General features: G+C 67.3%; 12 protein-coding genes. 7 read left to right on the forward strand and 5 right to left on the reverse strand.

The window, feature by feature from the left end; all coding sequences use genetic code 11:
• Positions 1–340: 340 nt before the first annotated feature.
• Positions 341–1,297 (reverse strand): TIGR03621 family F420-dependent LLM class oxidoreductase, encoded by a 957-nt coding sequence (locus tag DM816_RS35885; protein WP_117214972.1) that lies wholly within the window; start codon positions 1,295–1,297, stop codon positions 341–343.
• Positions 1,298–1,361: 64 nt separating this feature from the next.
• Between DM816_RS35885 and DM816_RS35890 the strand changes: the two genes are divergently transcribed.
• From DM816_RS35890 to DM816_RS35905, 4 genes are read left to right on the forward strand one after another with little or no spacing between them, the layout of a single operon-like run.
• Positions 1,362–1,781 carry a VOC family protein gene (locus DM816_RS35890; RefSeq protein ID WP_117214973.1) on the forward strand — a complete coding sequence of 140 codons (420 nt, stop codon included), beginning with the start codon at positions 1,362–1,364 and terminating at the stop codon, positions 1,779–1,781.
• An 11-nt stretch (positions 1,782–1,792) separates the two neighbouring features.
• Entirely contained in the window at positions 1,793–2,368 is a 576-nt protein-coding gene (locus DM816_RS35895) for an adenylate kinase family protein (protein ID WP_162908177.1), read from the forward strand.
• Positions 2,365–2,772: a MarR family winged helix-turn-helix transcriptional regulator gene (locus tag DM816_RS35900; protein ID WP_117214975.1), complete on the forward strand. Its 408-nt coding sequence runs from the start codon at positions 2,365–2,367 to the stop codon at positions 2,770–2,772. The genes DM816_RS35895 and DM816_RS35900 overlap by 4 nt, the downstream gene beginning before the upstream one ends.
• Entirely contained in the window at positions 2,769–3,191 is a 423-nt protein-coding gene (locus DM816_RS35905) for a hypothetical protein (RefSeq protein ID WP_246002549.1), read from the forward strand. The genes DM816_RS35900 and DM816_RS35905 overlap by 4 nt, the downstream gene beginning before the upstream one ends.
• Here the strand turns inward: DM816_RS35905 and DM816_RS35910 are convergent.
• Positions 3,132–4,079 carry a M28 family peptidase gene (locus DM816_RS35910; protein ID WP_117214976.1) on the reverse strand — a complete coding sequence of 316 codons (948 nt, stop codon included), beginning with the start codon at positions 4,077–4,079 and terminating at the stop codon, positions 3,132–3,134. The two genes, DM816_RS35905 and DM816_RS35910, sit on opposite strands and share 60 nt — an antisense overlap.
• Positions 4,080–4,087: 8 nt before the next feature.
• On the reverse strand, positions 4,088–6,709 hold the full coding sequence (locus DM816_RS35915) for a cellulose binding domain-containing protein (protein WP_211589004.1): 2,622 nt from the start codon (positions 6,707–6,709) through the stop codon (positions 4,088–4,090).
• Between the two features lie 179 nt (positions 6,710–6,888).
• On the opposite strand from DM816_RS35915, the gene DM816_RS35920 reads away from it, so the two are divergent.
• From DM816_RS35920 to DM816_RS46120, 3 genes are read left to right on the forward strand one after another with little or no spacing between them, the layout of a single operon-like run.
• Positions 6,889–7,440, forward strand: a complete 552-nt coding sequence (locus tag DM816_RS35920) for a hypothetical protein (protein ID WP_162908178.1) — start codon at positions 6,889–6,891, stop codon at positions 7,438–7,440.
• A complete protein-coding gene (locus tag DM816_RS35925; RefSeq protein WP_117214979.1) occupies positions 7,430–8,452 on the forward strand; it encodes an alpha/beta hydrolase in 1,023 nt (340 codons plus the stop codon). Before DM816_RS35920 ends, DM816_RS35925 begins: the two co-directional genes overlap by 11 nt.
• The gene (locus DM816_RS46120; RefSeq protein ID WP_483964168.1) at positions 8,376–8,633 is read left to right on the forward strand and encodes a DUF397 domain-containing protein; all 258 of its coding nucleotides are present in this window, start codon (positions 8,376–8,378) and stop codon (positions 8,631–8,633) included. Before DM816_RS35925 ends, DM816_RS46120 begins: the two co-directional genes overlap by 77 nt.
• On the opposite strand, the gene DM816_RS44885 is transcribed toward DM816_RS46120, so the two are convergent.
• Positions 8,569–10,071 carry an MFS transporter gene (locus DM816_RS44885; protein ID WP_117214981.1) on the reverse strand — a complete coding sequence of 501 codons (1,503 nt, stop codon included), beginning with the start codon at positions 10,069–10,071 and terminating at the stop codon, positions 8,569–8,571. The two genes, DM816_RS46120 and DM816_RS44885, sit on opposite strands and share 65 nt — an antisense overlap.
• Positions 10,068–10,607: an ArsR/SmtB family transcription factor gene (locus DM816_RS35940; protein WP_117214982.1), complete on the reverse strand. Its 540-nt coding sequence runs from the start codon at positions 10,605–10,607 to the stop codon at positions 10,068–10,070. The genes DM816_RS44885 and DM816_RS35940 overlap by 4 nt, the downstream gene beginning before the upstream one ends.
• Positions 10,608–10,738: the final 131 nt, after the last annotated feature.

Here is a 10,738-nt window from a genome sequence, read left to right on the forward strand (position 1 = left end):
GCCCCATGGGCGACCCCCGGGTTCCCCACGATCTGTGGTTGCGCGCCGCGTGCGGGCTTGGCCTGGCCACAGCTGCTCGCCCGCCTTCGGCGGGCTTCGCTGTTTGGGGGCTTTCATTCTGCCCCGGGGGCGACCCCCGGGTTCCCCACGATCTGTGGTTGCGCGCCGCGTGCGGGCTTGGCCTGGCCACAGCTGCTCGCCCGCCTTCGGCGGGCTTCGCTGTTTGGGGGCTTTTATTCTGTCCCCGGGGGCGACCCCCGGGTTCCGCGCCGCAGTGGGGCCCACGCTGCTGGGTGGCCGCGGCCGGCCTGAAAATCAGCAGCGGCGGTGCGCTAAGCGCCTACTTTCCGGCAAGTTGTTCCACGATCGGGATGGCTGTTTCGACGTCTCCGAGCATGAAGGAGCTGACGCCGAGCCGTGCCCGTAAGGTCTGGATCTTATCGACGAGCTGCGGGACCGAGCCGATGAACACGTGGGGGGATTCCAGGATCTCGGTCGTGGTTAGTTCGACCCCGGTGAGCCGGTGTAGGGCGTCGGCTCGGTCTCGCGCCGGGGCGGCGGTGTCGGCGGTGACGAGCAGCGGGCCGCCGCTGGGGTAGAGGTTCAGCTCGATCTCGTTGAAGCGATCGCCGGCGGCCGCGCGGATCCAGGCGACCTTCTCCTCGGCTCCGGCAAGGGTGAGGCTGTGCGGGTCGGGTGGCGGGAGTCCGTTGCCGCTGGGCAGCACGCGGGGGGCTAGGCCGACTGTGTTGGCGTGGCGGGCTGCCAAGGTCAGCACTCTTCGCCCGCCGCCGCCGATGAACAGCGGGGGATGCGGCTGCTGCACGGGTTTGGGATGCCCCTCGTATTGGTCCAATGTGTAGAACGCGCCTCGGTAGGAGAAGGGGCCGGGAGCAAAGCAGCCCTTGAGGACGTCGACCGCCTCGGCGAGCCGGTCGATTCGCCGTGCGGCGGGTTCGAACGGTAGGCCGACGGCGTCGTGTTCCATGCGGTTCCATCCGGCGCCTAGGCCGATCTCCAGCCTGCCATCGGAGAGAACGTCGAGAGTGGCCAGGTCTTGGGCGATCACAGCGGGGTGCCGCAGGCCGGTGTTGAGCACGAACGGCATGATGCGCAGCCGTTCGGTCGAGGCGGCCACCGTGGCCAGTACCGGTATCGGCGCATGCTGTTCGAGCAGGTGATCGGGCAGGACCAGCCCGGTGAACCCGGCCGCCTCGGCCCGGCGCGCGGTATCGACGATCGCGCGAACGCCGACCGGCCCGGCGGCCGCGATGCCGAAAAAGCGAAAGGGGCGCATGCGGTCATCCTTCCCTAGCGATACTGGACGTGTCTGGCCAGCACCCCCGGAAGTAGGAGGCCCGATGGACAGCTATCCCGTTCTGATGCACACCGCTATCGACGCCACCGATTGCCGTGGCCTCGCCGAGTTCTATCGGCAGTTCCTGGGGCTTCGCTACCGCCCAGGCGATGAGATGCCCGCCGACGGCAGCGACGATGACCCGGACTGGCTGGTCCTGCTCGATGCCGAGGGCCGCCGCGTGTTCGCGTTTCAGCAGGTGCCGACACTTGCGCGACCGACGTGGCCCAAGCATGACGTGTCAAAGCAGATGCACCACGACTTCCGCGTCCCCACCGTCGAGGAACTCCAGCGCCAACGGAAGCGCGCCGAAGAGCTCGGCGCCATCTTGCTGTACGACCGCACTGACGATGCGGACGAGCCGCTGTATGTGCTCGCCGATCCCGCGGGCCACCCGTTCTGCATCCTTGTCGGAGCCGAGTAGGCGGGGCGCACGTGCGCAAAGTGGTGGTGATAAGCGGGCCTGGGCTCGCCCTGGGCGAGGCAGCGCGGTGGGTGGCGGAGCGGGCCGGGGTGCCGTGCTTTGGGTTGGGCGACCTTATGCGGAAGTACGTGCAGGGGCCGATGGGTGAGCCGGTGCGGCGGCTTGTGAATGAGCATCAAAGGGTGCCGGACGAGCTGATGGCCGGGATCGTGGCGGAGCGGCTGGTCGCGGAGGAGGGCGGCTGGGTGCTGTATGGGTTTGCGTGCATCGTCGTGCAGGCTGAACTTCTGGCGCGGCACGGATGCGAGCCCAACTCGGTCGTCGAAGTGGTCCTGAGCGAGCATGAGGCGAGTGAGCGGCTGAAGCGGACGTGCACTCAATGTCGGACTTCCTGGCATGTTTACTATCGCTTGCCACGTGTAGCGGGAGTGTGCGATCTGTGTGGGGGCGGGCTGGACCTGCCGGATGAGGTGATCGCCGAACGCATTGGGCAGTACAAGCAGCACGCTGAGTCGCTCAGGACGTACTTCCGGGAGCGGGGCGTGTCCTTCGAGACTATTTCGGATCCGTATATTATTGAAACGTGAAGAACGGATCCGTACTACTCGAACTACAGCGGGCTACGCACGCGACGTTGCAGGTGTTGGTGGCCGAGCTGGGGCTGACCGGGTCGGAGATCAATGCGCTGGGCAATCTCGGCGACGGCGTGGCGCGCACGGTTTCGGAGCTGGGGGCGGCCGTCGGCGCCAAACCGGCCACGCTGACCGGGATTGTCGACCGGCTTGAGGGGCGCGGGATGGTGCGCCGGGGCGCGCGGGCCGGGGACCGGCGGGCCGTGGTGATTGAGCTGACCGATGACGGGCGCGAGGCGGCAGCGGCCGTGCGCAAGGCGCTGCGGGCCTTGGAGCGGCGTGCGCTGGCCGGGGTACCAGATGAAGAAATCGACGCGGCGCGGAGCGTGCTGAAAAGGCTGGCGGAGGTGAAGGGGTGAGCGGCGTGTTCGCGGAGTTGATGAGTGAGGCGATGGTGGGGGCCGAGAGGTTTGGGCATCGTGAGCATGTGAAGGTGACGTGGCTTGCCGTGCGGCGGTTGGGGGTCGAGCGGGCCGTGGGTGTGGTGAGCGAGGGGATTCAGCAGACGGCGCGCTATGCGGGTGCCCCGCAGAAATATCACGCGACGGTGAGCCGTGCCTGGGTCGAGCTTGTGGGGCATCACGCTTTTGAGGCCGACGAGTTCGATCAAGTGGTCGCGCGCAATCCTGGCCTGCTGGACAAGCGACTGCTCATGCGGTTTTATCGCCCGTCGACGCTCGCATCGAGCGATGCGAGGGCGGGCTGGGTCGAGCCGGATTTAGTGGGCTTCCCATGGACCGTGGGAGAGCGTCCAGAAGGCGTGCGCGGTCGCGTTTGAGCTGTGGAGGTAGACGGTCTCGTTGATGTTGGCGTTGGTGTCGCATGCCTGGTGATAGCAGGGGTCAAACGGGGCTCCCGCGGTGCCGCCCCACCATGCGGCGAACTGTTCTGTCTTTATTTCTCGTGTACCGGTGATGACCCCGCCGACCGGGACGCCCGCGCGCAAAAACATGGCGTAGTCGGACCGGCCCTCGTAGGGGATGGCATAGGTGGGGATCGACCGCGCGGTGAAGTAGGACATCAGGGCCCGCTCGATGGGGTTGTCGCTGTTGTAGACGAAGTGGCCGCCGTTCGGTGATGCGATCATGTCGACGTTGAGATAGCCGCGAATCTGCTTGGTGGACTCGGGCGTGAGCATGCGGATGTAGTGCGCGGAGCCGATGAGGCCCAGCTCCTCCGCGCCCCACCACGCGAAGCGCAGGTGGCGCTGTGGCCTGTGGCCCGTTGCTGCGACGGCCAGTGCGAGTGCGAGAACCATCGCGCTGCCGGAACCGTTGTCGTTGATGCCCGGACCGCGGGCCACGCTGTCCAGGTGGGCGCCGATCATCAGGGTGTCGTTGGGGTCGCCGCCCGGCCAGTCGGCGATGAGGTTGATCCCGTCGTCGCGGTTCCAGGTGAACTGTTGGCGGTGGGTCTTGAACCCGGCGGCGATCAGTTTTTGTTCGACATACGCGACGGAGGCGGCGTAGCCGGGGCTTCCGTGGCCTCTGTGGCCGCCGTGGGCCTGGGCGATCTGCTCGAAGGCTTCCAGATGGGGGCGCAGGTCGGGCAGGGTGAGGGTGGGCTGCTGTCCAATGTGGACGGCAGGCGTGGTGGTGTGACCGGTGGGCCACACCACCACGGCGGTTGCGACGAGAACGGCCAGGAAAAGGCGCACTCGTTTCATTCAATGAACTATAGGGGTGTACACGTCACCGGCGCGGGGACCGGGTTGGAGCCGTTCCAGTTTCCGTTGAACCCGAACGTGGTGGACTGGCCCGGGCTCAGATTGCCGTTGTATGACAGGTTGTTCACCGTGACATTGGCACCCGACTGGGTGTGCGAGCCGTTCCACAGGCTCTGTATGGTCTGCCCGGCCGTGAACGCCCACGTGACCCGCCAACCGGTGAGGGCGGTGGTGCCCGTGCTGGTCACCTTGACGTCCGCACCGAAGCCGCCCGGCCACTGGCCACTCATGGTGTAGGTGGCCGTGCAGGCCTTGCCCGGCTGGCCGCTGGGCGAAGGCGAGAGCGAGGGAGACACCGACGGCGAGACGGACGGCGAGACCGACGGGGACACCGACGGCGAGACCGAAGGCGTCGGCGGGATCACCGTGGCGTCGCCGTAGACGATGCCACGCCCGTTCGTGCCCACATAGACACGCCCGTAGGTCCGCGGATCACCGGTGATGGCCTCGCCCATGTTGCCCCACTGGTGCTGGTTGTCATTGATTCGCACCCAGCTCGTGCCCGTGTCGTTCGAACGATAGACGCCATCGACGCCGTCGACGGTACCGATCAAATAGAGCGCCATATAGGTCCGGCCAGGAGCGGCCCGGCCGAAGCCGATGTTTCTCGCGGCGGACACATTGGACAGCCGGCTGAACGAGGCGCCCGAGTTGGTGGAGCGGTAGAGCCCGCCCGACCCGGCGAGCCAGATGTCGCCCTCGACGCCGTGCATCGCCTTGAACCGGGCATCGGACGGCAACCCGGTCGCGGCGGTGGTGAACGACTGCCCGCCGTTGGTGCTCACGTAGAACGTCCCGTTGTACACGGCATAGAACTTGTTGGGGTTGACCCGGTCGGCCTCCACCATGGCGGTGGCCGGGATCCCGCTGGACTGGCTGAACCCGCCGCCAAAGCTGGTCGAGTAGAACACGCCGTTGTCCTCTGTGGACCAGACCACCCGGGAACCATTGGCGCTCAACGCCACCGTGCCGCCCTGCGCGCCCGACGGGCTGCTTCCCGAGTACCAGTTCGCCCCGCCGTCATTGGACAGGGCGATGTTGGTCTGCCCCTGATCGGTGCGCGCTCCTCGCCCGACCCGGACCACCATGCTCGGGTTGGACTCGGCGTAGTCGATGCTCAGTGTCGCCCCGAAGTAGGGGTTGTTGTACATGTCCGGCACCACGTCGAGGTTGGTGTGCCGGAAGCCGCCGATGTCGAAAACGCCCGACAGCAGCGGGGCCGCGCCCGTGGGCAGGCTCACCAGGTCCTGCACGGCGGTCTCCTCCAGCCCGCGCACCATCGGCCGCAGGCTGACCGTGCCGCCGGTGTCCAGCGCGGTGAGGTTGGTCGTGCCGTAGACGGTGGCACCCGTCCCGAACATCATGCGGTTGGAGTCGAACGGGTCGATCTCCAGCGATTCGGTCATCCAGCCCAGCTTGGGCGACTGCTCGGGAAGGGACGGTGAGCTGTTGAAGTCGAGCCAGGGGACGCCGGTGATGTCGATCGTGTAGCGGTTGGTCCGGTTGGGCCAGGCGTAGTCGTAGAACGAGCGCCAGGTCGCGCCGCCGTCGGTGGACCGGTGGATGACCGTGTCCGGGTACCACGAGCTGTAGCCGGTCACCATGAGCGTGTTGGTGCTCTGCCGGTCGACCGACAGGCCCGAGTACCCGTACCACCTGGTCGTGCTGCCGTCGATGGACAGCGGCGTGATGTCGGTCCACGTGCCGGTCGAGATCTGGTATTTCCACACCTGACCGTTGCCGCCGTCGTAGGGGCCGCCCTTGTCGGAGGTGGTGATGTAGAGGTATCCATTGTGGACCTCACCCTGGTGCGCGATGAATCCGGTGGGCTGGCCCGCGATCCGCTCCCACGAGGTGCCGTTGTTGAGGCTGCGATACACCGTGTTCTGCAGGTCGGCGACGCCGACGTAGATCCCGCCGGTGGCCTTGTCGAACGTGACCCACACGACGCCCTGGTTGAAGTTCAGGTAGTTGTTGGGGTCGGCGGGGTCCTGCACATAGTTGCCCGCATTGGGGAAGTTGGTCACCTTGGACCAGGTCGCGCCGAAGTCTGTGCTCCGCCAGAGGCCGTTGCCGGCCTCGGTACCCATATAAAGAATGTTGTTATTTGTCGGGTGGATGGCCAGGCGCTCGCCCATGCCGCGGCCCGGGAAGTTGCCGCCGACCTTGAATGGCAGCACGCTGGTCTGCCACGTGTTCCCCCGGTCGGTGGAGCGCAGGACGGCCCCGTTGTTGGGGTCCCAGTCGTTCAAATACATGCCGACCATGGCGTAGACGCGGTTGGTCTGCACCGGGTCGGTGGCCATGGACAGGACGCCGTTGTAGCCCCAGTTGTTCCAGCCGACCCAGTCGAGCAGTGGGACCCAGCTGGAAGTGCTTTGGTTCCAACGGTATGCGCCGCCGATGTCGGTGCGCGCGTAGATCAGGTTGCGCTCGGTGGGGTTGAAGATGATGCCCGGTACGAATCCGCCGCCGTCGATGCGCACGTTTTTCCAGGTGTACGGTTCGGACGGGGCCGCACTCGCGGTTTGGGTGAGCACGAGCGCGACGGCGCCGGTCGCCACCAGCATTGTGGCGACGAGAGCTCTTCGTAACATGGGATGCCTTTCGCGGACACGGGACAGTGGAGTGGGACTGCCCTCGACCCGCGCGCTGGTCGGACCCATTGAAAGGCTAGAGTTAGTTTAACGTCCAGCGCAAGCACGCTCCCTATAGGGCGATTGGGCTGCATGTAGTAACGTCCGCCAGCGTGAGTGACGAATACGTTCCCCGGGTCAACTTCATCTCCCGGATGGGCGCTGGTGTCGTAGGTGGAGTCGGCGGCGGGGTGCTGCTCGCGATCGCGCTGTGGCCGCTGGGCCTGTTCCAGGAGAAGGACTACATCAAGCCCTACGGCCAGCTGGTGGGCGACGAGACCACGTCGACCGCATTGGTCATGCTGCTCGTGGTCGCGGGTGCGGCCGGAGCCATCTTCGGTACGGCGCTCGGCCGGTTCATCACCGGGCAGATCATCCCGGCCATCGGCGTGGGCCTGGTCTGGGGCATGGTCACGTGGATCCTGCTTGCCCTGGTGATCCTGCCGATCCGGGGCGATGGCGGCTTTCTGTCCATTCCGGACAGCGGGGGCATCGTGGTGCTCGGCATCTATGTCGCGTTTGGAGTCGTGACCACGGTGGTCTACGCGATCGCCGGGCCGCGCCGCAAGTACTACTACCGGCGGCCGCGTTACTACGACACCGTCATGGCCGTGCCGAGCCTCGTCCGCCCCCGCCGTCGCAGGCGCAAGTCCGATGACGACTGAGTTCGGGCTGGCGGGTCGGCTCGATCAGCGAATCATCGAGTCGGAGTTGTTGCGCGGCAACGTGTTGGGCGATCCGCACGAGCGGCCGATCTGGGTGTATGTGCCGCCGGGCTACGACGATGACGACACGCGATATCCGGTGGTCTACGTGATCCAGGGATACATGGGGCACGTGGCGATGTGGGCGAACCGGTCGGCCTACCGCAAGACGTTCATCGAGGACGCCGACGACGTGTTCGCGTCGGGCCAGGCACCCGGCTGCATCGTGGTCTATGTGGACGCGTGGACCGCCTACGGCGGCTCGCAGTTCGTGGACTCGCCGGGCACGGGCAGGTACCACTCGTACCTGTGCGACGAGGTCGTGCCGTGGGTGGACGCGCGCTACCGTACGATCCCGGACCGCGAGTCGCGTGCGATCAGCGGCAAGTCATCGGGCGGGTTCGGCGCGATGATCACGCCCATGCTGCGCCCGGACCTGTTCGGCGCGCTGGCCACGCACGCGGGCGACGCGCTCTACGAGGTGAGCTACGTCCCGGAGTTCGCCAAGGCGGCCCGCTTCCTGCGCGATTACGACTACGACATCTCCGGCTGGTGGGACGACTTCCGTTCGCGCACGTCGTTCACCAAGGAGGCCGACGTGAGCCTGCTGGTGGTGCTCGGCTGCGCGGCGTGCTTCTCGGCCAACGAGGACGGGACGGTCGAGCTGCCGTTCGACCCGCGCACGGGTGCGCTGCGACCCGAGCAGTGGCAGCGGTGGCTGGACCTCGATCCGGTGCGCATGGTCGCGCGCTATGCCGACGAGATGCGCTCGATGCGGGCGATCTGGATTGACGCCGGCAAGCGCGACGACTTCTACCTCGATCTGGGAGCCGAGGCTTTCCGGGCCGAACTGGCCGGCATCGGCGTCCCTGACGACCGGGTTTTCTTTGAATTGTTTGACGGTACCCACGCCGGCATCGGTTATCGCTATCCCCTCGCGCTGTCATGGCTGGCGCACCGCCTCGCTCGATAGGTATCTCTCGCATGCGAGGAGGGCGCCGGCATGGACGGCGGATGCGTGGAGGTCGCATTCACCGCCGAAGCGGTGTGTGCGTGACTCCAAGGATCCGGGCGAGCCGGTGCTGCGCTTCACTTCCGCGGCGTCGCGGGGTCTGCTTGACCGGATGCGGGCCGGGGAGCCCGATCGGGACTGACACCGGGTTGATCATGAGGTTGATGCCGAGACACGCCGTTGAACATGGACGTAAGTTCATGATCGACGGCAAGTGGCGGCGGCGCGGCGGCCGAGGGCACCGCGGGGGAGGTCGGTGGGCGGAGTAGGGCGGCGGTGGCGGCGACCAGTCCGGCCACGATCAGGAAGGCCGCGGCCGGTCCGGTGATGACGACCAGGCCGGACAACGCGATCACGCCGACCGCGCCGGGCAGCATGAGCGCGAGCGACTGTGCGGATAGGACGGTTGCGCGCATGGCGGACGAGACCCGCTCGTGGGTCAGCGTCGACCGAGCCGGGTTGCCGATCCCCAATCCCACGAACAGCAGGCAGTACGACACGCCCGCAGCGACCACACCGGACAGTCCCGATAGGACGGTCGAGCCGGTGAGGGCCAGCAGCGCCACGGTCATGATGCCGGTGCCGACCTGCGCGCCGCGCACGGGCCCGCCCACCCGGGCCTGGATTCGTGTGCTGAGCGATCCGCCGAGCGCGCTCGCGGCGAAGCCGAGCGCGGCCACGACCGCGTAGGCGATGCCGGCCGTCTCGAACCGGCCGGTGATCTCTGCCAGCCAGGCGGGCGTGAGCAGCTCGATGGTCCCGAGCATGATGCCGATGACGCCGCTGATCACCATGAGGCGGGCCAGCATCCCGTCGCGCGTGCTCAGTCGCAATCCGTCGCGGACGGTAGCCGGTACCCCCAAGATGACGGTTTTGAAAGACGGGCGTGAATGCTGCGGCTCGGGCATCGCGAAGACCACGACGACGAGGCGGATGCCCTCCACTGCGGCGCCGATGAGCACCGGCACGGCCAGCGGCGTGGGCACGATCCCGGTCAGCGCCAGGGGAATCAGCCCGCCCGCGATGGTGCCGATGGCGAGGCCGGACGACAGCGCGACCTGGCCGTGGGCGAGGCCCTGTCCCCATGGCGGCGTCCGTCTCGCCTCGGTCCCTTCCGGGTCGGCGGCCGGCTGCGGGCCGCGTGACCTCTTCGGGTCGGCGGTCGACTGCGGGCCGCGTGACCTCCTCTCGCGGCGACCCGGTCCGAAGGAGTCGGCGTGGCTCACCGTGTCGACGAACCAGGCCTCGGCGGGGCCGCTGCTGAGCGCACGCGCCACGCCGCGCAGGAACGCCGCTGCGGTGAACAGCGCGGCGGTCGTGGCCAGGCCCATGCACAGCAGCCCGGCCAGGCTGCACAGCGCGGAGGCGATGAGCACCCCGCGGCGACCGAGCACATCGGACAGTCCACCGGTCGGAAGCTCAAGCACGCCAACGGTGAGCGAATAGACCAGGCTGATGGTCGCGATGGTCGGCACGGACAGCCCGCGCTCGAGCATCAGCAGCACCATGGGCGCGATGTAGAGCCCGACGGGCAGCCAGGTCAGGAAGGTGACGGCGACATAGCGTCTCGTGGCATTCATCGTGGATATCCCGCGGTGTAGAGGGCGACCATTCTGGCGTCGGGGTTGGTGGCGTCGCGCGCGGCCAGCTCATCGATCTTGGCTTGCACGGCTTCGAACAGCTCGGCCAGGGACGCGGCCGTAAGCTTGACGAGTTGGTCGCCACTCATGCCGGCTGTGTCGACCCACTCGGCGTGCAGCGATGGCAACATCTCCTCGAACCGTGAAGCGTCGCGCATGAGCGCCTCCAACTGGCGGCGGCGCATGAGGTCTGAGGCCGGATCGGTGTTGGACCAGGACGTGGTCTTGTGCACGGCCTCCCAGCGCCGCGCGCGCGGGTGGCCGTCGGGGTCGGCCACCTCGTGCACGAAGCCGAAGTTTTCTAGTTTGCGCAGGTGGTAGCTGGTCGAACCGGTGTCGGTGGCGAACTGGCGGGCGAGCTCGGTGGCGTTGGCGGGGCCGTGCTCGCGCAACCAGGCGAGCATGCGGACGCGCAGCGGGTGGGACACCGCCTTGAACTCGTCGACGCTCTTGATCCATCGGGTTTCGTCGGACACGCCTCACAGACTATTCTTTGCAAAGAAAATTCTGCAAGCCTGTTTCGTGGCAGTATCTAGAACATGTCCTCGATTCTGGCGGCGCTCGCGCTGGTCGTGGCCCTGGTCGCGGCCGTGCTGGCGGTCGCCCG

Source organism: Allorhizocola rhizosphaerae, assembly GCF_003426775.1.
Lineage (GTDB): Bacteria > Actinomycetota > Actinomycetes > Mycobacteriales > Micromonosporaceae > Allorhizocola > Allorhizocola rhizosphaerae.

Excerpts from the sequence above, each read along its gene's own strand:
- DM816_RS35885 (WP_117214972.1), bottom strand. The coding sequence starts at position 1,297 with ATGCGCCCCTTTCGCTTTTTCGGCATCGCGGCCGCCGGGCCGGTCGGC.
- DM816_RS35890 (WP_117214973.1), top strand. The coding sequence starts at position 1,362 with ATGGACAGCTATCCCGTTCTGATGCACACCGCTATCGACGCCACCGAT.
- DM816_RS35910 (WP_117214976.1), bottom strand. The coding sequence starts at position 4,079 with ATGAAACGAGTGCGCCTTTTCCTGGCCGTTCTCGTCGCAACCGCCGTG.
- DM816_RS35915 (WP_211589004.1), bottom strand. The coding sequence starts at position 6,709 with ATGCTGGTGGCGACCGGCGCCGTCGCGCTCGTGCTCACCCAAACCGCG.
- DM816_RS35925 (WP_117214979.1), top strand. The coding sequence starts at position 7,430 with ATGACGACTGAGTTCGGGCTGGCGGGTCGGCTCGATCAGCGAATCATC.
- DM816_RS44885 (WP_117214981.1), bottom strand. The coding sequence starts at position 10,071 with ATGAATGCCACGAGACGCTATGTCGCCGTCACCTTCCTGACCTGGCTG.